Below are 20,930 nucleotides of genomic sequence, written 5' to 3' on the forward strand. Positions count from 1 at the left end.
GCGGACCGCCTTGCCGTGACGTAGCCCGATAGATATCCATGCTGTGGCCTGCTGATGGCGCTCTGGTCCGCATTATTGAATCGAAGGAGCATCGTATGGAATCAACAGCTATTTCAAAATACACCCCCCAGTACAATACCGGCAGTGGTTTGCCGGAGAACCTGAAGACCGTTATGACCGAAAATACAAAGGCCGTGACCGTCAACACCGAAAAGCGCATGGATCTCAAGCTGGTGACGGCGGAAGGCGATAAAGTCACCATCTCCCTGGATGCCAAAATGGCTGCCCTGTATGGCAGTCACGAAAAAAGCGCGATGGATGGGACGGGCTATGCCCATCAAAGCACAAGCTTGGCTTACGGGTCTTATGAGCGTGAGATCACCTTTGCCGTTGAAGGGGATTTGAATGCAGATGAACGCAGAGACATCAAGCTGGCTTTAAAGTCCCTCGACCGGATGATGCATCACTTCGTCAATGGTAATCTCAAACCGATGTTGGCCAAAGCCGATCAGATAAAAGGGCTGGATACCATCGCCGGGTTTGAGGCCTCCATGTCCTTTCAGCGGCAGGTGATTCGGGCCGAGCAGAGCGAGGTGACGATGGTTTCCCAGACACCGCCGGCGACGCAAGCAGCTTCAGCCCCGGCAAGCGAACCGTCCCAGCCCGAACTGGACAAGCTGGCGGAGAGCGCCGATGCCGTCGGCGATGCCATGGCCGAAAAGATAAAAGCCAATCGAGACCGTATCGATCGGATGGTGGCCTTTTTTGAAAAACTTGTGGATGATTACCGGCAACAGGTCCAGGGGCTGAACAAGATCGGCACCCGCATGATTGATCGGATTGCCCAGCGGGTAAACGATGCACTGGCACGGCACACTTCAGAAACCGGCAGTGCCGGACCGGCGGATGAGGCGTAGATTGTCAAAAACAGGTCACAGGGTTCGCCGATGTCGACGAGTATGCGGCAGGCTTCGTCATAACCACGCCCCGATCCGCGCCCGACAGGTTCTTTGACCGTGGACCAGGCCTTGGGAAAATCGCTGGACAGATTCTCCAAGTACGCCTTGCGTTTCTCACGTCGCTTGACCCCCCGTTGCTTTCAGTCCTGTTTTTGCTTCTCCAGTCGGATCGGACGCGCCTTTTCGGCGCACTGCCGCAATTCTCCTACCGTACGCCGGGGTGCGTCGGTGCCGCCTGTCTCTGAGCCGCGCCGCCAGGATGCGAACCGGTTCCTGACAGATCGCTCGACCGCCCGCCCTTATCTTGAACTGCTGCAAATAATGCAACAGTCGCCTCCTTGTTCAATTCAACCGTTCTGAGAGAATAACTTTTTTGTATCTTCATCCGCAGGGAAAAGGGACTCAATCCGGAGTTCCTGTGTTGTCATGTCCAGCGGGGTACCCAATGTAGTGATCGTAGTGAAGAAGCTCGCCTTTATATCGTCTTTTTCAAAGGTCAAATTCATAACCGGCAGATTGTCATCAACATGCCATTCGATTTGCGCTTCACTAGTCCTCTGCCGCGCGACCTCACTATATAATGCAAACAATTCGATGTTTTGAGTCGCAGCGGCCTCATCCCACAGTCGATTAAGCAAAAACTGCTCTACCCCCGACCAATCTTTGATGTGTGGCTTCAACCCGTCTTCGGCAAAGGTCATGCGGTACACATTCCGGTATTTCTCCAGCGCATATTCCCCCGCAAGGTATTTGATCATTTGCTTGTAGCCGGAATTGGTCATCAAGATATCATACGCCGCATTCAATACAAATGACGGATATGGCTCATGCTTTTCGAGCATGCGCCACAAGGCATGTCGGATGATTTCCATCTTTTCGCCGTTAAGCGGTTCTTCACCAAACTCGGAAGCATACCCTGCGGCCTTCAGAAATCCATTGCGGTGTCTGAGCGACAGTTTCAACGAATGGGCTATTTTCAAGATCAGATTGCGGCTGGGCCGGGACCTGCCTGTTTCCACAAAACTTAAATGTTTTGAGGAAACACCAACCTCCAGCGCCAGATCCAATTGGCTCATCCTGTTAAAGTTACGCCAAAAACGGAGGAGATCCCCCACGGATGCGTTTTTTGGTAGCCTTATCAAACTCTGCATTGTTTTTACCTGTGAGGTAATTGATTTCCTGATCTTTACAATGCATCATATTCGGAAAGACAGGTCGAATCAACCCCTAAAAGGAGGTTCAAGATGAAAGATATTTGGAGAACCTGGATGATGCTGTGGGCGCTGGCGGTCGGCGGGTTCGGGATTGTTTTGACGCTTGGCGCACTCGACGCCACCAGTTGGCCGGTCAGAACGCTCTTCACCTTTCTTCGACCTGACATTCCGGCCGACTTCACCCCACACCTGCGCTTCTCGCTGGCCGTCCTGGGTCCGGTCACCCTCGGATGGTGTTTTACCCTTATCGGCGTAATCAAGGCGTCGGACCATCTTCCCGATGCTACGCATAAGTACATCTGGACTTGGGTCACGCTCGGCGTGCTCACCTGGTTCATCATCGACAGTATTCTATCCGTGGCGACAGGCTTTTGGCGCAACACGATCCCGAACATCACATACTTAGTTGCTTATCTCATACCCCTCTTCCAATCAGGAGTAATGAAGCGTTGAGAATAAAGGAGATTGCGAAGAGACCACAATCCGGATTCTACCCATAATTGCAGGATGTCTCGCGGTGCTGTTCGTGCTCTACAATGGTTTCAAAGATGACGAAATGAAAAATCGTTGCACATTGCGATTACATACCACGATCACAAGCCTGCCCTTCTTGGAATATCGCTACGAATATCCAGGCTATACCCAGCGCAGGGCCTTTTCCAACTCCGGCGAAGACAGCCTCACCTTCGGCCCCAATAACAGCTGAAGGTTGCCTCCCTTGCCCACAAACCGGCGAAGCTCGGTGGTGACCACGCCCCCAGATCATATGTGGCATTGTCCTTTTAATAAATGGGTGATAAGCAATATCCTGGTTTCGACTCAATAAGCGAACAGGGCATCGCCCTTTAAGCCCCTGTCCGTTGCCACAATCGAACCGGGTAACAACTGTGCGTTACGGACCATCGATTTTGGGAAGTCGCAATCTCAACACTCTGCCCATCCCGGTTTTTCTTCAACACCTATTGCCCCATTGCCTTTGGTCCAAGCAGTTACAGCCCTTCAGGGAGAAAAAACATGCTCAGCTTATCAAGGATTCCCGCCTTTTGCCTTGCCTGTCTGTTGTCGCTTGCGGCCGCCGCCGCTGCTCCGGCGGCCGAACCAAACCATTGGCGCCGGTTCGCCTTCGAGCTTGAAGTCGGCCCTGTGTGGCAAACCAGAAACGATGTGCGAATACCCGGCGATACCGGAACTGAATTTTCGCTCAAGGACCTGACCGGCAGCGGGCCTTATCCTGCCGGCCGCATCACCCTCGACTGGAACATTCGACAGCGGCATGGGTTGCGTTTCATAGTGGCGCCATTCCAGTTCGACGGCAAGGGCAGTTTCGATCGATCGGTTTCCTTTTCCGGCGGCACTTTCGCTCCAGGGACCTCGACCAAGGGGACATACAAATTCAACACCTATCGGGCAGGCTATCGGTATCTTTTTTTTAACACCGATGCGTGGCAAATGCGGGTGGGTGCGACGATCCTGGTGCGCGACGCGAAAATAGAACTGGAGCAGAACGGCATAAGCGCCTCCGACAGCGATTTCGGCTTTGCACCACTTTTGAACTTTTCTGCTCAATGGGCCTTTGCACCGCGCTGGACAGCCATACTGGACTTTGAAGGGCTGGCCGGCGGTCCCGGCCGGGCCCTCGATCTATCCCTGAAAGTGCGCTATGCCCTGAACGATCACTGGAGCGTCGGCGCCGGTTACCGCACGCTGGAAGGCGGCGCCGATTCAGATGATGTCTACAACTTCAGCTGGTTCCATTACGCACTGTTGACCCTTGGGTATCAATTCTGATCATTATCCCGCATGATGGATCAAGGCGCCAGAAAGAAGGGGAAAAGTGCTATCCAGAAATCTCGGCGCCGCTGGACCGGGATGGGACCACAATCCCACCTTTCCCACCCCGGCCTGCAATGCCTGCGATTTCCTGTTTCCAGTGTACAGACACCTTTTTCCGGCTTAATATGAGTCCGGTTGTCAATGGACCCAATCAATTTGACAAATAGACGCTTTAGTAGTAATTTATTAAGCATTATTTCACCCGATTGTTAAATCATCTAAAAGATCCGAGTTCAATATATTTGACTTTTTTTATAGATAAGACTAATTATATTGATGCGATATCGGCCTAACGTCAAATTGGATCAATCGATGAAAGTGGATGAATTTCTGCAACAGCATGCGGTGTTTACCGTGGAGGAGCTGGACCGCTTCCTGTCCGCAAGGGGGGCGGGCAATCCGAACACCCGCCGGTCGCTGTTGACCTACTACCGTAAAAAGGGGCGCATCATACCGATCCGGCGGAGCCTGTATGCGACAGTGCCAGCGGGCGCCGATCCGACATCGAGCCCGGTCGATCCTTACCTGGTGGCGGCCAAGCTAACCCCGGATGCGGTGCTTGCCTATCATACGGCGCTGGCGTTTCACGGAAAGGCCTACTCGATCTATATGCGGCTGCACTATGTGTCGGCAAACAAATCCATGCCGTTGACGTTTCAGGGTCATGACTTCATACGTGCTCCCGTGCCGCCGGCCCTGGTGGCCAAGGACGAAGCAATGTTCGGTGTTATCCGACGCAACCGGTCCGGTGTGGACCTGCGGGTCACAAGCCTTGAGAGAACCCTGGTGGATGTGCTGGACCGGCCGGACCTGACCGGCAGTTGGGAGGAGATATGGCGCTCCCTGGAGTCGGTTGAATTCTTCGACCTGGATCAGATCATCGCCTATGTCCTTTTACTGGAAAATGCAACCACGGCCGCAAAGGTAGGATTTTTTTTGGCGCAGCATAAAGAGGCATTGATGGTTGAGGATGTCCACATAGAACCTTTGCGAAGGCTGCGCCCCCGCCAACCCCACTATTTTGTGCGCGGCAAGCGCGACGGATGCCGGTGGGTCGGGGATTGGAACCTGATGATCCCGGAGGAGATATTGAACAGATCCTGGGAGGAGGTGCTGTGATTTTCTCACCGTCGGAAGTATTGCCCATCGCCGCGTCCACGGGCTTCAGGGCGGAGATGGTCGAAAAGGTGCTCCACCTGCTCAATCTTCTGGACCAGTTAAACCGCCACCCGATGCTGAAAGGCAAATGGGTATTGAAGGGCGGTACCGCGTTGAACCTGTTCGTCTTCGATCTTCCCCGTTTATCGGTGGACATCGACCTCAACTATGTCGGGGCGCTGGAGCGAGATGCCATGCTGGCCGACCGGCCCAAGGTCGAACAAGCGGCTCAGGCGGTATTTTCCCGGGAGGGGTTCACCTCCAAACGGGTACCGACCGAACATGCCGGCGGCAAGTGGCGATTGAGCTATCAGAGCTACACCGGGCAGAGCGGCAATCTCGAAGTAGATCTGAATTTCATGTTCAGACAGCCGCTATGGGATATTGAGACTGCCGATTCCCATGCGCTCGGCAATTTCCAGGCTAGAAATATCACTCTCCCTGACCGGCATGAGCTGGCGGCCGGCAAGCTTACAGCACTGCTGGCACGCGGTCAGGCACGGGATTTATTCGATTGTCACCGAATTTTCACGATGAAAGGGATCGACCGAGAACGCCTCCGGCTCGCTTTCGTCGTCTATGGCGGGATGAACCGCAAGGACTGGAGAACGGTTTCAATCGCGGATGTGGAATTTGATCCCGATGAGTTGGCAAGGCTGCTCATTCCCACGTTGAACAGGCGATTCATGGAAAAGCAGGGTCCACCTGCCGAATATGGGAAACGGCTTGTAAAGGAATGCCAAGAAAAGCTGAAAGCGATTCTGCCCTTCAATGCTCCAGAGCGTGAATTTCTGGATTTGCTGTTGGAAAAGGGGGAGATCGATGCATCGATCCTCACGCGTGACAAAGCGCTTCAAGAATGCATCCAAAGCCAGCCGCTTCTCCAATGGAAGGCCCTTAACGTAAAACGCCACAAGGGATTGGATTGAAAGGATCCACAAGGTCGTGACATAGACTCATTCGATGGGTAACAACTGCCAGTGGCTATGCAGCTACTTCACACAACCTCAAACCACGTATGCCCTGGTGCAACCGGCCTGTTAACCAAGGAATTCTGAAAAACGGAGAATCAGAGAATTCCGCGTTCGTTTCGGGGTCCGAAGGCCAATTTCAGGTTAAATGTTCGGCGCGGGACATGAAACAGGCGGTTTGGCGGAGAATCGAGAATGCAGCCGGGAGTGTCGGGGTTGGCGTAACCTTATGAAATCATGGCCACAATAACAACGAAGCCCCGCATCATGGATGCGGGGCTTTATTCGTTAAGCAACCGGTTAGGAAAAAGGTTGCATTCGTGATTGGCTCCCTGAGTAGGACTTGAACCTACAACCTAGTGGTTAACAGCCACCCGCTCTGCCGATTGAGCTATCAGGGATCGTGGTCGGGGCTTTTGAAAGCGCCCCTCACTGAAAAATGGGTTTTTACAAAAGCCGTTGGTAATTGTCAAGGGCTATGATGGTGGTTTTTGTTTCTGGGTCTATTTCCCGTCGGCCGGGGGCATCCTTGTTCGGGGTGCCCCCGGCCGACGGATTGATTTTGGGTCGCCGCTCACACTTGAGCCGTGGCCTTGATGCGCAGGTTGAGTTCGTCCAATTGAGCCGGCGCGGCGTCCGAGGGGGCGCCGGTGAGCAGGCAGGCGGCTTTTTGGGTTTTGGGGAAGGCGATGACATCCCGGATGGAGGTTTCGTCGCACAGGAGCATCACCAGGCGGTCGAAGCCGAAGGCCAGGCCGCCATGGGGGGGTGCGCCGGATTGCAGGGCGTCGAGCAGGAAGCCGAACTTGCCTTGGTAGGTGTCGGGGTCCATACCCAGGGTTTTGAAAACCCGGGATTGCAGGTCCATGTCGTGGATGCGGATGGAGCCGCCGCCGATTTCGAAGCCGTTGAGCACCAGGTCGTAGGCCCGGGAGCGCACGGCGGTGGGGTCGGTGTCCAGCAGGGCGTAGTCGCTTTCCAGGGGCGCGGTGAAGGGGTGGTGCAGGGCCTGGTAGCGCTTTTCGGTGTCGTCCCACTCGAACATGGGGAAATGGGTGACCCAGGTGAAGTTGAAGGTGTCGGCGGGGATCAGGTCGAGGCGCCGGCCCAGGTGGTTGCGCAGTTGGCCGAGGGCTTCGTTGGCGATGGCCGGTTGGTCGGCGAGGAAGAAGATCAGGTCGCCGGGGGCCATGTCGAGCCGTTCGGTCATGCGGGCTTTTTCGTCGTCGGTGAAGAACTTGGCGATGGGCGATTGCCAATCGTTGTCGCGCACTTTGATCCAGGCCATGCCCTTGGCTTTATAGACGGCCACGAACTGGGTCAGGTCGTCGATCTCTTTGCGGGAGAAATTGCTGCACCCTTTGGCGTTGAGGGCCTTGACGATCCCCCCCTTGGCCACGACGTCGGCGAACACTTTGAATCCCGAATCCTTGACGATGTCGGAGAGCTCCTTGAGCTCCAGGCCGAAACGGGTGTCGGGCTTGTCCAGGCCGAAGCGGTCCAGGGCATCTTTGTAGGTGAGCCGCGGAAAGGGGATGGGCACTGTGCGGCCGAGCACTTCCTGGAAAACATAGTCCATCAAGCCTTCGCACAGGGCCATGATGTCCTCTTCGCCCACGAAGGAGAGTTCCATGTCGATCTGGGTGAATTCGGGCTGGCGGTCGGCGCGCAGGTCCTCGTCGCGGAAGCAGCGCACGATCTGGTAGTAGCGCTCGAAGCCGGAAACCATCAGCAGTTGTTTGAACAGTTGGGGCGACTGGGGCAAGGCGTAGAACTGGCCGGGGTTGACCCGGCTGGGCACCAGGTAGTCGCGGGCCCCTTCGGGGGTGCTGCGGGTCAGAACGGGGGTTTCGATGTCCAAGAAGCCGTTGCCGTTGAGGTATTGGCGTACTGCGGCGGCGGCTTTGTGGCGCAGGATGATGTTGCGCTGCAGGCGCGGCCGGCGCAGGTCGAGGTGGCGGTGCTTGAGCCGCAGGGGCTCGGAGACCTCGATGTTCTCCTCGATCATGAAGGGCGGTGTGCCGGCGGGGTTGAAGATGCGCAGCTCGGAGACCATCACTTCGACGGCGCCGGTGACCAGATTGGGGTTGGTCATCCCTTCGGGACGGGGCGTCACCCGACCGCGTACGCCGATGACGTACTCGGAGCGCAGGGTGTGGGCCTTGTCGTGGTCGCCGGGGTTGACGTCGGGATTGAAGACCACCTGGGTGAGGCCTTCACGGTCCCGCAGGTCGACGAAGATGACGCCGCCGTGGTCGCGACGGCGCTGGACCCAGCCCATGAGCACCACTTCCTGCCCCACGTCATCGATTCCCAACTGGTTGCAGTGGTGGGTTCTTCGCATGTCGCCTAAAAGGTCAGCCAATGTCTTTCTCCTTGTTCTGATAATGCTTGCGCATGTGCGTGCAGCGGCTCATGGGGTATTGCTGTGAAATTGCTGTCAATCGGCCCCCCGGCCCATCCGCCTCCGTGAGAGAACGGGCGATGCCGCTTTTACGGTGGAAAAACCCTCTCCAACGCTCCTCAACTCAATAAAATTGATATAATTCATTAACTTAAAACTTAACACGTAACACTTAAAACTATAAATTTCGCATGAATTTCAAGGTTTAAGAAATGTTCCCGTCGTCGCCGCTGTTGCGCGCTGATTGCAGCAGGGCCCCCAGCGCCGCCGTCACACCTGCCACGGGCAGCTCGCGCTGGGCTTTGGTCTGCATGTCGCGCAGCACGAGAACACCGGCGGCCAGTTCGGCTTCGCCCACGATCAGCACGTGGCCCGCGCCCAGACGATCGGCCCGTTTCATCTGGGCCTTGAGGCTTTTGTCGCCGTGTTCCATCTCCACCTGGATGCCGGCCTCGAGCAACTCGGCGGCCCAGCGAAAGGCCTGTTCCTTGGCGGCGTCGCCCAGGGCGGCGATGTACAGCGCCGGCGGCCTTGCGGCCATGGTGTGCTGCCGGGAGAGGATCTCCACCAGGCGATCGAAACCGACGGCAAAGCCGATGGCCGGTGTGGCCGGTCCGCCCAAGGCTTCGACCAGTCCGTCGTAGCGGCCGCCGCCGGCCACGGCGCTTTGGGCGCCCAGGACGCCGGTCTGCAGTTCGAAGGTGGTGCGGGTGTAGTAATCCAGACCGCGCACCAGCCGTTTGTCCAGGGTATAGGGTACTTGCAGTTGGTCCAGGGCGCGGGTGACGGTGGCGAAGTGGGCCTGGCAATCGGCGCACAGGTAGTCGACGATGGCCGGGGCGTCGGCGACGGCCTCGCGACAGGCCGGCACTTTGCAGTCGAGCACGCGCAGGGGGTTGCGGTCTTTGCGGCGACGGCAGTCGGGGCAAAGCTGGTCCGTCACGCCATCGAGCATGGCCAGCAGGGCTTCGCGAAACCGTGGCCGGCAGGCCGGGCAACCCAGGGAGTTGAGGTGGGTATGCACGTCGGTCACCGCCAGGTGCTGGAACAGCAGGTGCAACATGTGGATCATCTGGGCGTCGATATAGGGGCCGGCGATGCCGAACACCTCGGCGTCGATCTGGTAGAATTGCCGGTAGCGCCCCTTCTGGGGCCGTTCGCGCCGGAACATGGGGCCGATGGTGTAGAGCTTGTGCACCGGATCGCCGGCGTACATTTTGTGCTGGATATAGGCCCGCACGATGGAGGCGGTGGCTTCGGGCCGCAGCGTGAGCGTGTCGCCGCCCCGGTCGGCGAAGGTGTACATCTCCTTTTCGACGATGTCGGTCTCCTCGCCGATGCTGCGGGCGAACAGTTCGGTCTTTTCCATGATGGGCACGCGGATTTCGCCGTAGCCGAAGGTGGCGAAGAGTCGCGCGGCCGTGCCTTCGACATGCTGCCAGAGGCCGGCTTCGCCGGGCAGGATATCTTTGAATCCGCGAATCAGTTGTATCATGATCTGCACCCCGATGCCGGAACCACCAAACCCGTGCCGACAACAAACGGTGGCCGGCGGCGGTGAATCCAGATGATGTGTCTGCTTAAACCGCTTTTGATAGCCTATGGAACGGGGTGGCGTCAACAAGAAACAAGCAATGGATCTATTTGACTTTTCATAGCCTTTTAGATAGTTTGAAGCAAGGTTGCAAGTGACCGAAACCTTCACCAGGCTGCGGAGATGAACACATGATCATCGGACTCGATGTCGGTGGAACGCACGCCGATGTTGTTCTGTTAAGTCAAGCGGGACTGGAAAAACAGGCCAAGGTGCCCACCGACGAGAGCCAACTGTTCGAAACGGTACTGGCGGGCCTGGATGCGGTTACCGAGGGCGTCGACCCCGCTAAAATCCGTCGCATCGTGCTGAGCACCACCCTGGCGGCCAACCTGGTGGTGCAACGCAAGCTGCCCCCCGTCGGCATGATCGTGGCCGGCGGACCGGGCATCGATCCGGCCCTTTTCGCGCCCAACGAACACTACCGGGTGGTCAAGGGTGCCATGGACCACCGCGGCCGCGAAATCGCCCCGCTGGACGAGCGTGAAATCCAGGAGGCGGCCGAGCAGTTCAAAAAAGAAGGCATCCGCTACATGGGGGTGGTGACCAAGTTTTCGGTGCACAACCCCGATCACGAAAAGCGCATGGCCGCCATCGTGGCCCCTTTTTGCGACCAGGTGTTCATGGGGCATCAGTTCTCCGGCAACCTCAACTTCCCCCGCCGTATCGACACCACCTATCTCAACGCCGCGGTTTTTCCGGTGCACAAGGCCTTCTTCGAGGCGGTAAAAGGCTCCCTGGCAAAAAAAGGGCTCAATGTGCCGTTGCGCATCCTCAAGCCGGACGGCGGCAACATGAACTTCGAGTCCTCCTTCGACCACCCGGCCTTGACCATCCTCTCGGGCCCCTCGGCCAGCGTCATGGGCGCCTTGACCACCGCACCCAGCAGCGGCGCGACATGGATTCTGGACATCGGCGGCACCACCACGGACATGGCCCTGCTGATCGATGGCGTTCCCCTGCTGGCGCCTCTGGGCATCGAGATCGGTCCTTACAAAACCTTGATCCGCGCCCTGCAGACCCATTCCATCGGCGTGGGCGGCGACAGCGTGGTGCGTATGGAGGAAGGCGCGCTGACGGTCGGTCCGGATCGGACGGGTCGCGCCATGGCTTATGGCGGCACCGTCCCCACCCCCACCGATGCCTTCCGCGTCCTGGGCCTGATGCAAGGCGGCGATCTCGGGCGCGCCGAAGCCGGCCTGACCCCCATCGCTCAGCAACTGGGCGTGGGGTTGGAGACGGCCGCGGTACGGATTGTCGAACAGGCCTGCCGCCAGATCCTGGATGCGGCCAATGAGATGCTGGAGCGCATCAACAGCAAACCGGTCTACACCGTTCACGAATTGTGGGAGGGCAGCGAAATCCGCCCGCGCCACCTGATGGTGCTGGGCGGCCCGGCCACCCAGTTCGCCGAATATCTGATGAAGCAGTTCGACGGCAGTGTCTCGGTGGTGCCCCATTGCGAAGTGGCCAATGCCATCGGCTGTGCCCTGGCCCGCACCACCAGCGAAATCACGCTGTTCGCCGACACCTCCTGCCAGCTGGCCGTGGCCTCCGGCGAGCTGTTCAACAGCGAGATTCCCGCCGCCTTCACCCTGGAGGATGCCCGCGAACTGGCCCTGCAACTGCTGCGCGAAAAGGCGCTGCGGCGCGGCGCCAATCCGGATCACCTGGAACTGGAGATCGTGGATGCCTATCAGTTCAACATGATCCGCGGCTTCACCACCATCGGCAAGAACATTCGCGTGCGCGCGCAGGTCAAACCCGGACTAATACAGGGTTACGACCCCATCGGCGGCAAGTTGCGCCGGGAAGACTTGTAACGCTGTGACAAACGGTTATCGTTGTTGATGCATAAATAGCGTTTTTTGCACACCAACCCCCAAACAACCGCATCATCGGAACCAGTGGGGAACCATCTATGCTACACGCCAAACACAAAACCGGCCTCGTTTTCTTCCCGGCCTTCGATTGGGCAATCAGTCCCACCCATCCGGAGCGGGAGGAACGGCTGCTTTACACCCAGGATCAGGTGTTCGAAGAGGGATTGCTGGATATCGACGGCATCTTCGAATACAAGCCGGACCTGGTGACCATCAAGGATGTGCAGCGGGTCCATTTCTGCGTGCCCGATCCCTGGGCGGTGATGACCGAGTCCCACTTCATCAGCGCCGGGGGCGCCAAGACGGTGGGCATGGCGGTCATGGACGGCAAGGTGGAACGCGGCTTCGCCCTGGTGCGACCGCCGGGACACCATGCCAACCGGGTGGTGCACGGCTGCCGCGGCTTCTGCAACGTGAACATCGAAGCCATCATGATCGAGTACCTGCGCCGGGCCTACGGCATCGACCGGGTGGCCATCGTGGACACCGACTGCCACCACGGCGACGGCACCCAGGACATCTACTGGCACGATCCGGACACCCTGTTCATCTCCATCCACCAGGACGGCCGCACCCTCTATCCCGGTTCCGGTTTTCTCAGCGAAGTGGGCGGCCCCAACGCCGTGGGCACCACCATCAACATCCCGTTGCCGCCCAACACTTCGGACGAGGGCTTCCTGTACACCATCAAGGAAGTGGTGCTGCCCATCCTGGACGATTTCAAGCCGCAACTGATCGTCAATTCCGCCGGCCAGGACAACCATTATTCCGACCCCATCACCAACATGAACTTTTCCGCCCGGGGCTACGCCGAGCTGACCCGCCTGCTCAAGGCGGACATCGCCGTCCTGGAGGGGGGCTACTCCATCGAGGGGGCCCTGCCCTATGTCAACACGGGCATCATCCTGGCCATGGCCGGTCTGGACTACGATCACCTGACCGAACCAGACTTCAACCCCAAACGGTACCGCCAGACCGATGCCGTCACCCGCACCATCGAACAGACCAGTGCCAAGGTGCTCAAGACGTGGCGCCAACGCAAAATGGTGGCCGAGGCGTTGCGGGCGAGGGAGGACTGCCATCAAAGGTCGCGACGCATCTTCTACGACACGGACCAGATCTACGAGGTGCAAGCGGAGACCATCCGCGTCTGCGATGCCTGCGCCGGGGCGTTGCGCATCGAATCCACTTCCGACCGCCGCGTGGCCATGTTGGGCGTCCACCTGCCCCGCAAGGGGTGCCCCGACTGCAAAGCGCAGGCTTACGAGTGGTATGACGCCGCCGATCACAAGCAGTTCGATCACATCTTCATGCAGGACAACCAGGCCGATCTGTTCCTCACCAAACCCAAACCGGCCGCGGCCTGACCGCTCGTAGCAGGCACCGATCATGACCCCCGGCCCACTGGTCGACAGTCAGGCGCGGTTGCGCCGGCGGATGCAGGTGATCGATGCCGTGCGCCGTTTCTTCGCGCTGCAAGACTACCTGGAGGTGGAAACGCCGCTGCGCATTCCCGCGCCGGCACCGGAGCCCCATATTGATCCCCAGCCCGCCGGCGACTGGTTCTTGCAAGCATCGCCCGAGCTGTGCATGAAACGGCTGTTGGCGGCCGGTTGGCCGCGCATCTTTCAGATCTGCAAATGTTTTCGGGCCGGTGAACGGGGCCGCCGCCATCTGCCGGAATTGACCATGCTGGAATGGTACACCGCCGGGCAGGACTATCGCCACATGATGACCCAGTGCGAGGATCTGATCACTTTTGCCACCCGCGCATTGAACTTGCCCCCGCGGCTCATCTACCAGGGCCGTGAAATCGATTTGACGCCGCCCTGGCCGCGAATTTCAGTGGCCGAAGCGTTTCGCCGTCATGCGGGCGAGGATATGCAGCGGGCCTTGGCCGAGGACCGGTTCGACGAGCTGATGGGCATCTCCATCGAACCCCGGCTGGGCTGGTCCCAACCGGTGATCCTGTATGACTACCCGGCCGCGTTGGGCGCCCTTGCACGCCGCAAAGCGGGTCAACCCGAGCTGGCCGAACGGTTTGAACTGTACATCGGTGGATTGGAGTTGTGCAACGCCTTCAGCGAGCTGACCGATCCCCGGGAGCAGCGGCAACGGTTCGAGACGGCCGTCGCCGAACGGCGGCGAGCCGGCAAGGCGACACTGCCCATGCCGGAACCCTTTCTGCGGGATCTGCGACACATGCCCCCGGCGACGGGCAATGCCATGGGACTCGACCGGCTCGTGATGCTCTTCTGCGATGCCGATGCCATCGACCAGGTGGTGGCCTTTACGCCCGAAAAGCTGTGATAACGGGCCGCTGCAACGGCACCGGCATAAATATTCAAGCTTTGCGGCCCCAAAACCGATATAAGAAGATGTAAGATCGCCGGAAGCCCCGGATTCTCAAAAGGTTATGAGCAAAGGCACTGGATGGCCATGGACAAGGACCGCAGCAACGCCGCAGACCGCCCCCGACACGCTCCCGAACAGCTCGCCGGTGACAAGCCCCCTGCCCCATCACCATCCGCCACATGCGAAACGGATATCCGCAGCGACCCGCAGTGTGCCATGCTGTTCGAACATACAGGCACGGCCGGCCTGATCGTCGAAGCCGACGGCACCATCTCCATGATCAACACCATGGTCGAAACCCAGTTCGGCTTTACCGCGGCCGATTTGTGCCGCCCGGACCTCTCCTTCGCCCAGTTCATCACCGCACCCTATCGCGAAATGGCGTTGGTCTACCACGAATTGCTCAAATCCGGTGAAATCGCTGCACCCCAGCCTTTCGGGTGCCAAGTGGTGGACAGGAGCGGCAACATACGGGAAGTGCTGGCCCACATCGGGTGGATGGCCGCCAGCCTCCAAGCGATCATCTCCCTGGTGGACATCACCGCAGCCAAGGCGGCGGAGCGTGAACGCCGCTATCTCGAGGCCGTTGTGGCCCAATCCCTGGACGGTATCGTCCTGACCGATGCCCACGGCAACATCGTCTATGTGAACGCGGCCTTTGAACACTTGAGCGGCTATGATCGGGAGACAATGATCGGCGCCACCTTCGAACACCCCTTTTTCAACGAACAGGATCGGCTGATCTTCCGCCGCATGCGTTTCAGCGTCACCCCCTCCGAGGCCGGCGAACATCGCAGTCCCAATCAACGCCAGGACGGCACCATGGTGACCACGGTCACCCGTATCGCGCCCGTGTACAATCCCAAGGGACGGGTGACCCACCTCTCCTGTCAGAAGAAGAACATCCAGCGCGAAACGGAGCTCGAGCAGCAGCTTTTCCAATCCCAAAAGATGGAGGCCATCGGCACCCTGGCCAGCGGCATCGCCCATGATTTCAACAACATCGTTGCGGGCATCACCGGATTCGCCGAACTGGCGCAAAGGGCCGCTCCCGAACACGACCGCATCCAACGCTTCATGACCAATATCCTCCAGGCCTGCGAACGCGCCGGCGCCTTGTGCCGCCAGGTGCTCTCTTTCTCCAAAAAGGAGCAGGCGCCCCTGCAACCGATCCGGATATCCAAATTGGTGGAAGAAGCGCTGATCCTGGTGCAGGCCGCCATTCCCAGATCGATCGAACTGCGCCACCACCTCGATCCCGATGTACCCCCCTTGCTGGGCGATCCGGTGCGCATCCATCAGATCATCATGAATCTTTGCGCCAATGCCGCCCAGGCCATGCCGCGGGGCGGCACATTGTCGCTGACGCTGGAAACCGGTGATCCCCTGGACGAACCGGCCGGCGCGCCGGAGTGCGTGATTTCCGCAGGCCGACCCTATGCCCGCCTGACCATCAGCGATACGGGGGAAGGCATCGATCCGGAAACCCGCCGACACATCTTCGAACCCTATTTCACGACCAAAGCCGGCGAAGGCGGTACGGGGCTGGGCCTCTCCCTGGTCAAGCAAATCGTCGACAAGATGGGCGGCAACATTCAGGTGGACGGGGCGCCGGGCACGGGGGCCGTCTTCAGGATCTGCCTGCCCTGCATGCATCCGCCTACTTCACCTGAGTAGTGTCCTCCCGGAAACGGCTGTCCGCCTTGACGCGCTCGCTGTGGCCGGCCTTGCCGGTCAACCAGCCCACGGCGCTTGCCGTCGGTGCATCGAAGGCCGGCACAAAGGGCTTTATGTCCAGCAAGGGCGTGCCGTTGAGCACATCGATGCCGCGCACGTGCAGCACATTGCCTTGCCGGCTTTCAAGGGCCACCACCGACAGGCCGATGGGATTGGGACGCCGGGGGGCGCGGGTGGCGAACAAGCCGCGGGGCCGGTCGTCCAGAAAGGGCGTGACCGTCAAATGGTAACCCCGGCTGTGGTGGAACAAGTAGATCAAAATCAGGTGGGAAAATCCGTCGACATCCGCGAGGCCTTCGGCATAGGTCTCCTCCACCTCCACCCGCCCCTTCACCTCGGCGGCGCCGGCGGGTTGGATGGGCATGCCTTCCAGGGTGTCGAAGGGCGTGTGAATCACGCCGATGGGTTGCAGGGTGATAGTTTGCATGAACGCCTCCTTCCCCTTTGTTCGTGGGGGGCATTGAAATCGGAAAAAAAAACAGCGGTGCCGGATCAAACCACCGGATCGAGATAGCGTTGCTCCGCGGGGTCCGTTCCATCCCCTCCGCGGGTGCAGAGCGCGAAAACCACGACCCCGAGCAACATCAGCAGGGCGCCCAGAAAAAATGCCACCCGCAGATCGAACCAATCCATCATCACCCCCGCCCCCAATGCGCCGACCAGCATGCCCAGGCTGTGGGCCATGGTCAACAAGGCGATCACCGACCCCATCGAAGCAGTGGACTGCCCCTTGCTCACCGCCATGGCCATCAGGGCCGGCATGGCGATGCCGCCTCCCAGGCCGAACAGCGAGCTGACCAGGACCAGGTAGTGGAAACTGAAGGCCCGCTGATAGGCCATCATGGCCGCAACGACCAACACTCCACCGGTGATCACCATGACCCGGCGATTGAAATGATCCGCCAGCTTGCCCATGGGCAGATGGACCAGGCCGGAAATGAATACGCCCAGCATCACTAAAAAGCCGGTGCGCGCACTGCTGAGCTGCAACTCCACATCGGCCAGCACGGGTAAAAAGCTCCAAATCACCCCGATGCCGGCGGTGTAGGCGAAACGAAAGGCGAACAGCCCGCCGATGGCCCGATCGGTCAGCAGTACGCGCCACAGCAGGGGCGGCCGCGGGCGGCGCAGCACCATCTCTTCATGGGTGGGGGGCAGCAGCCAGACAGCGAGCACCAAACCCACCAGGGAGAGCACCCCCATGCAGCCGAAGGTGGCCTGCAGGCTCCAGTAGTCATTGATCAATCCGCCGGCCATCGGACCCGCGCTCAGGCCCAGGAACATGGACATGTTGAACACCCCCATGATGGTGCCTTCGCGGCCCGGCGGAGTGATATCACCCACATAGGCCTGCACCACGGGCATGATCATGGCCGAGGCGATGCCTTGCAGGAAACGCACGACGATCAGGTGGTTGACGCTGGTGGAGAACATGAAGGCCACGGAGGCCAGGGTGTACGCAATCAGTCCGATCACGATGAAAGGACGGCGCCCCTTGCGGTCGGACATCCGACCGAAATAGGGTAGAAAAAAGGTGCGTGAGATGGAAAAGGCGCCGAAGATCAGGCCGATGTAAATGCCTGTGGCGCCCAGATTGTGAGCATACACCGGCAGCAGGGGAACGACGATCCCCACGCCGGTGATGGTGGCGAACATGGAGAAAAAGAGGGTGACGAATACTTTTCGGTTCATAAGGGGCGCGCCATGGTTTCGCCCCCTCTGCCCGGCATCCCGTCGCAATCGGGAAGCCGGCCATCGAGGCCGCGGTCGTTAGGGATTCGGGTATGCGTGCCGCGCACCCGTGTCAAAAGGATTGCTTTATGTCGGCCAACACCGTTTCCACGGTGTCGCGGATCTCGGCGAGCCGCTCGGGACGCAGCGCTTCGAAACGCAGCACCAGCGCCGGCTGCGTGTTGGAGGCGCGCACGAGGCCCCACCCGCCGTCGAACAGCACCCGCACACCGTCGATGTCGATCACCTTCTCGCGGCGTCGGAAATGTTCGGTCACCCGGTTCACCACATCGAACTTGATCGCATCCGGACAGTCGATCCGGATTTCGGGGGTGTTGTGGGTTTCGGGCACATCGGCCAGCAGTCGGCCCACGGTTCGGCCGGTGGCGGCCAGGATCTCCAGCAGGCGGCAGGCGGCATAGACGGCGTCGTCGTAGCCGAAGTAGCGATCGGCGAAGAAGATGTGGCCGCTCATCTCCCCGGCCAGTTCGGCACGGACCTCTTTCATCTTCTGCTTGATCATGGAGTGACCGGTCTTCCACATGATGGCGTTGCCGCCGTGAAGGGCGATATCGTCGTACATCACCTGGGAGCACTTCACTTCCGAAATGAAGGTGGCGCCCGGCTTGCGGGAGAGGATTTCACGGCTGAACAGAATCATCAATTCGTCGCCGTAGACCAGGCGACCGTCGGCGTCCACCACCCCGATGCGATCAGCGTCGCCGTCGAAACCGAAGCCCACGTCCAGCCCCTTGTCACGCACCAGGGCCACCAGGTCGGCCATGTTGGCCGGCACGGTGGGATCGGCCTCGTGGTTGGGAAAGTCACCGTCCGGGTCCGTGTAAAGCCCGTACAGTTCGCAGCCGAGGGCCTGCAGGATGGGCACGGCGGTCAGGCCGGCGGTGCCGTTGCCGGCGTCCAGGCCCACGCGCAGCGGGCGCACCAACTGAATATTGTCCAGTATATAGGCGATGTAGTCGGGCAGGATGGCATGTCGCCCGACCTCGGCCGTGCCTTCGGTAAAGGCCTGATCGTCGATGATGCGCCGGATCTGCTGAATCTGATCGCCGAACACCGAATCCACACCGCTGCAGATTTTGAAACCGTTGTACTCGGGTGGGTTGTGGCTGGCGGTCACCATCACGCCGCCTTCGGTCTTCAAATGCCGAATGGCGAAATAGAGCACCGGTGTCGGGCACATACCGATGTCCACCACCCGGCAACCGGTGACGCGCAGGCCTTCCACCAAGCGGCGGGTGTACGCGTCGGCGGTTCGACGGCAATCACGGCCCACGGCCACATACCGCTTGCCCTGTTGCTTCAGGAAGGTCCCGATGCCCTGCCCCAGCAGCACCACATCCTCCTCGGTCATATCCTGGCCGGCAATGCCGCGAATATCGTATTGGCGGAAGATTTCCGGATTGAGCATCCTCTCTCCTTTTATGTACATGGGTGTTGCACAAGGCTTTCAGCAACCCTCGCAAAGCCGGCGGAAAGCGTTATGGTGATCCGTTGCCGGACGGTTGGCGATATCTTGGTCCAGCCGCTGCGGATCCAGCCACGACGGATCCAGCCACTGCCCATTTACCAGATACCTCCGAGGGGGGCAACACCTCCGCTTTCACCCTTTGACCACCAGCAACGGCCGCAGGCGGGCCACCTTGCGGGCGATGCCGGCGGCATGGACCACCTCCACCACCATGGAGACATCTTTGTAAGCTTCGGGCATCTCCTCGGCCAGGGTGCCCCGGCCGGTCCAGCGCACCAGCACCCCCTTGTCCTCCAACTCGCGGTGGATGGCGCGCCCCTTGGCGCGCTTGAGGGCCGCCTTGCGGCTGAGCACGCGGCCGGCGCCGTGGCAGGTGGAACCGAACGTCTCTTCCATGGCCCGCTGGGTGCCCACCAACACATAGGAGGCCGTGCCCATGTCGCCGGGGATCAAAATCGGCTGTCCCACCTCGCGGTAATCCTCGGGGACGGCGGGTTGACCGGGGCCGAAGGCCCGCGTGGCCCCCTTGCGATGCACGCACAGCCACTGCTGCCGGCCTTGCACCAAGTGCTGCTCCTTTTTGGCGATGTTGTGGCACACATCGTACACCAGGCGCATGTCCAGGGCCCGCGGGCTGATGCGCAGGGTTTGCTCGAACACCTCCCGGCTGCGGTGCAGCAGGATCTGCCGGTTGGCGTAGGCGTAATTGGCCGCGCAGGCCATGGCCGCCAGATAGCGCTGCCCCGCTTCCGACTGGATGTAGGCACAGGCCAACTGCCGGTCGGGCAGTTGGATGCCCAGGGTCTGGACATGTTTGCGCATCACGGCCAGAAAGTCGTCGCACACCTGGTAGCCCAAACCCCGTGAGCCGCTGTGCAGCAGCACGGTCACCTGTCCTTCGTGCAGACCGAAAGCATCGGCCGCCGCGGGCTGGTAGATCTCTTCCACCAGCCCCACCTCCAGGAAATGGTTGCCGCTGCCCAGGGTGCCCAGTTGCCTGCTGCCCCGCTCCAGCGCCCGCGCACTGATCAACTCCGGGTCGGCCCCCGGCAGGCAGCCGCCATCCTCGGTGTGCCGCAGGTCGTCATCTGTGCCGAACCCCTGCTGCACGGCCCAGCGGCTGCCCCGGGCCAGCACCTTCTTCTCTTCCTTGGGTCCGAGTTTGACCGATCCCGTGGAACCCACCCCCGAGGGCACATGCCGGAAGAGCGCCTCCACCAGCTCCCGGCCTCGGTCGCGGATGTCGTCGTACACCAGGCCGGTGGTCGCCAGTCGCACGCCGCAATTGATGTCGTAGCCCACCCCGCCGGGCGAGACCACGCCGTTTTGCCAGTCAAAGGCCGCCACCCCGCCGATGGGAAAACCGTATCCCCAGTGGATGTCGGGCATGGCCAGGGACGCTTCCACGATACCCGGCAGGGTCGCCACGTTGGCCACCTGCTGCAGCGCTTCCTCCTGCTGCAACTGGTCCAGCATCGCGGCCGTGGCATATACGATGCCGGGCACCCGCATCTGCCCGGACCGTTCGATCCGCCAGCGATGATCGTCGATCCTCTGAATCTTCATAAGCCCCCCTCTTCCGCCCGCGGACCGATCGGGTGC

Annotated in this window: 17 protein-coding genes and 1 tRNA gene; 10 read left to right on the top strand and 8 right to left on the bottom strand. The window is 59.9% G+C overall.

The window, feature by feature from the left end; genetic code table 11:
* The first annotated feature begins 38 nt into the window (after positions 1 to 38).
* Positions 39 to 917, top strand: coding sequence for a hypothetical protein (locus MRX98_RS04650; RefSeq protein ID WP_246903423.1), 879 nt, complete (start codon positions 39 to 41; stop codon positions 915 to 917).
* A 389-nt stretch (positions 918 to 1,306) separates the two neighbouring features.
* Here MRX98_RS04650 and MRX98_RS04655 read toward each other — a convergent pair whose 3' ends face one another.
* Positions 1,307 to 2,035, bottom strand: a complete 729-nt coding sequence (locus tag MRX98_RS04655; RefSeq protein ID WP_246903600.1) for a helix-turn-helix transcriptional regulator — start codon at positions 2,033 to 2,035, stop codon at positions 1,307 to 1,309.
* 168 nt (positions 2,036 to 2,203) lie between these two features.
* Between MRX98_RS04655 and MRX98_RS04660 the strand changes: the two genes are divergently transcribed.
* The 5 genes from MRX98_RS04660 to MRX98_RS04680 all read left to right on the top strand — a co-directional run bounded on the left by MRX98_RS04660 (position 2,204) and on the right by MRX98_RS04680 (position 6,093).
* A complete protein-coding gene (locus MRX98_RS04660) occupies positions 2,204 to 2,626 on the top strand; it encodes a hypothetical protein (protein WP_246903426.1) in 423 nt (140 codons plus the stop codon).
* A 64-nt stretch (positions 2,627 to 2,690) separates the two neighbouring features.
* On the top strand, positions 2,691 to 2,879 hold the full coding sequence (locus tag MRX98_RS04665) for a hypothetical protein (protein WP_246903429.1): 189 nt from the start codon (positions 2,691 to 2,693) through the stop codon (positions 2,877 to 2,879).
* Positions 2,880 to 3,187: 308 nt separating this feature from the next.
* Positions 3,188 to 3,961, top strand: a complete 774-nt coding sequence (locus tag MRX98_RS04670) for a DUF481 domain-containing protein (RefSeq protein ID WP_246903432.1) — start codon at positions 3,188 to 3,190, stop codon at positions 3,959 to 3,961.
* 357 nt (positions 3,962 to 4,318) lie between these two features.
* Positions 4,319 to 5,125, top strand: a complete 807-nt coding sequence (locus tag MRX98_RS04675) for a type IV toxin-antitoxin system AbiEi family antitoxin domain-containing protein (RefSeq protein ID WP_246903434.1) — start codon at positions 4,319 to 4,321, stop codon at positions 5,123 to 5,125.
* Positions 5,068 to 6,093, top strand: coding sequence for a nucleotidyl transferase AbiEii/AbiGii toxin family protein (locus MRX98_RS04680; RefSeq protein WP_246903436.1), 1,026 nt, complete (start codon positions 5,068 to 5,070; stop codon positions 6,091 to 6,093). The genes MRX98_RS04675 and MRX98_RS04680 overlap by 58 nt, the downstream gene beginning before the upstream one ends.
* Before the next feature lie 367 nt (positions 6,094 to 6,460).
* On the opposite strand, the gene MRX98_RS04685 is transcribed toward MRX98_RS04680, so the two are convergent.
* The 3 genes from MRX98_RS04685 to hisS form a co-directional block, all read right to left on the bottom strand.
* Positions 6,461 to 6,536, bottom strand: a tRNA-Asn gene (locus tag MRX98_RS04685).
* Between the two features lie 173 nt (positions 6,537 to 6,709).
* The gene (gene aspS / locus MRX98_RS04690) at positions 6,710 to 8,500 is read right to left on the bottom strand and encodes an aspartate--tRNA ligase (protein ID WP_246903438.1); all 1,791 of its coding nucleotides are present in this window, start codon (positions 8,498 to 8,500) and stop codon (positions 6,710 to 6,712) included.
* Positions 8,501 to 8,744: 244 nt separating this feature from the next.
* Positions 8,745 to 10,034, bottom strand: coding sequence for a histidine--tRNA ligase (hisS, locus tag MRX98_RS04695; RefSeq protein ID WP_246903441.1), 1,290 nt, complete (start codon positions 10,032 to 10,034; stop codon positions 8,745 to 8,747).
* 230 nt (positions 10,035 to 10,264) lie between these two features.
* On the opposite strand from hisS, the gene MRX98_RS04700 reads away from it, so the two are divergent.
* The 4 genes from MRX98_RS04700 to MRX98_RS04715 all read left to right on the top strand — a co-directional run bounded on the left by MRX98_RS04700 (position 10,265) and on the right by MRX98_RS04715 (position 16,048).
* Positions 10,265 to 11,956: a hydantoinase/oxoprolinase family protein gene (locus MRX98_RS04700; RefSeq protein WP_246903442.1), complete on the top strand. Its 1,692-nt coding sequence runs from the start codon at positions 10,265 to 10,267 to the stop codon at positions 11,954 to 11,956.
* 98 nt (positions 11,957 to 12,054) lie between these two features.
* Entirely contained in the window at positions 12,055 to 13,383 is a 1,329-nt protein-coding gene (locus tag MRX98_RS04705) for a histone deacetylase family protein (protein ID WP_246903443.1), read from the top strand.
* 22 nt (positions 13,384 to 13,405) lie between these two features.
* Positions 13,406 to 14,326 carry an EF-P lysine aminoacylase EpmA gene (gene epmA / locus MRX98_RS04710; RefSeq protein ID WP_246903444.1) on the top strand — a complete coding sequence of 307 codons (921 nt, stop codon included), beginning with the start codon at positions 13,406 to 13,408 and terminating at the stop codon, positions 14,324 to 14,326.
* 123 nt (positions 14,327 to 14,449) lie between these two features.
* Positions 14,450 to 16,048 carry a PAS domain-containing sensor histidine kinase gene (locus MRX98_RS04715; protein ID WP_246903445.1) on the top strand — a complete coding sequence of 533 codons (1,599 nt, stop codon included), beginning with the start codon at positions 14,450 to 14,452 and terminating at the stop codon, positions 16,046 to 16,048.
* Here the strand turns inward: MRX98_RS04715 and tsaA are convergent.
* The 4 genes from tsaA to MRX98_RS04735 form a co-directional block, all read right to left on the bottom strand.
* The gene (tsaA, locus tag MRX98_RS04720; RefSeq protein WP_246903446.1) at positions 16,032 to 16,535 is read right to left on the bottom strand and encodes a tRNA (N6-threonylcarbamoyladenosine(37)-N6)-methyltransferase TrmO; all 504 of its coding nucleotides are present in this window, start codon (positions 16,533 to 16,535) and stop codon (positions 16,032 to 16,034) included. The genes MRX98_RS04715 and tsaA overlap by 17 nt on opposite strands.
* 65 nt (positions 16,536 to 16,600) lie before the next feature.
* On the bottom strand, positions 16,601 to 17,800 hold the full coding sequence (locus MRX98_RS04725) for an MFS transporter (RefSeq protein ID WP_246903447.1): 1,200 nt from the start codon (positions 17,798 to 17,800) through the stop codon (positions 16,601 to 16,603).
* A 112-nt stretch (positions 17,801 to 17,912) separates the two neighbouring features.
* Entirely contained in the window at positions 17,913 to 19,268 is a 1,356-nt protein-coding gene (locus MRX98_RS04730; protein ID WP_246903448.1) for a phosphomannomutase/phosphoglucomutase, read from the bottom strand.
* A gap of 192 nt (positions 19,269 to 19,460) precedes the next feature.
* Positions 19,461 to 20,894: an RtcB family protein gene (locus MRX98_RS04735; protein WP_246903449.1), complete on the bottom strand. Its 1,434-nt coding sequence runs from the start codon at positions 20,892 to 20,894 to the stop codon at positions 19,461 to 19,463.
* Positions 20,895 to 20,930: the final 36 nt, after the last annotated feature.

Origin of the sequence: Desulfatitalea alkaliphila (genome assembly GCF_022968795.1) — a bacterium.
GTDB lineage: Bacteria > Desulfobacterota > Desulfobacteria > Desulfobacterales > Desulfosarcinaceae > Desulfatitalea > Desulfatitalea alkaliphila.

Excerpts from the sequence above, each read along its gene's own strand:
- MRX98_RS04650 (WP_246903423.1), top strand. The coding sequence starts at position 39 with ATGCTGTGGCCTGCTGATGGCGCTCTGGTCCGCATTATTGAATCGAAG.
- MRX98_RS04655 (WP_246903600.1), bottom strand. The coding sequence starts at position 2,035 with ATGAGCCAATTGGATCTGGCGCTGGAGGTTGGTGTTTCCTCAAAACAT.
- MRX98_RS04660 (WP_246903426.1), top strand. The coding sequence starts at position 2,204 with ATGAAAGATATTTGGAGAACCTGGATGATGCTGTGGGCGCTGGCGGTC.
- MRX98_RS04670 (WP_246903432.1), top strand. The coding sequence starts at position 3,188 with ATGCTCAGCTTATCAAGGATTCCCGCCTTTTGCCTTGCCTGTCTGTTG.
- MRX98_RS04675 (WP_246903434.1), top strand. The coding sequence starts at position 4,319 with ATGAAAGTGGATGAATTTCTGCAACAGCATGCGGTGTTTACCGTGGAG.
- hisS (WP_246903441.1), bottom strand. The coding sequence starts at position 10,034 with ATGATACAACTGATTCGCGGATTCAAAGATATCCTGCCCGGCGAAGCC.
- MRX98_RS04700 (WP_246903442.1), top strand. The coding sequence starts at position 10,265 with ATGATCATCGGACTCGATGTCGGTGGAACGCACGCCGATGTTGTTCTG.
- MRX98_RS04705 (WP_246903443.1), top strand. The coding sequence starts at position 12,055 with ATGCTACACGCCAAACACAAAACCGGCCTCGTTTTCTTCCCGGCCTTC.
- epmA (WP_246903444.1), top strand. The coding sequence starts at position 13,406 with ATGACCCCCGGCCCACTGGTCGACAGTCAGGCGCGGTTGCGCCGGCGG.
- MRX98_RS04715 (WP_246903445.1), top strand. The coding sequence starts at position 14,450 with ATGGCCATGGACAAGGACCGCAGCAACGCCGCAGACCGCCCCCGACAC.
- tsaA (WP_246903446.1), bottom strand. The coding sequence starts at position 16,535 with ATGCAAACTATCACCCTGCAACCCATCGGCGTGATTCACACGCCCTTC.
- MRX98_RS04725 (WP_246903447.1), bottom strand. The coding sequence starts at position 17,800 with ATGAACCGAAAAGTATTCGTCACCCTCTTTTTCTCCATGTTCGCCACC.
- MRX98_RS04730 (WP_246903448.1), bottom strand. The coding sequence starts at position 19,268 with ATGCTCAATCCGGAAATCTTCCGCCAATACGATATTCGCGGCATTGCC.
- MRX98_RS04735 (WP_246903449.1), bottom strand. The coding sequence starts at position 20,894 with ATGAAGATTCAGAGGATCGACGATCATCGCTGGCGGATCGAACGGTCC.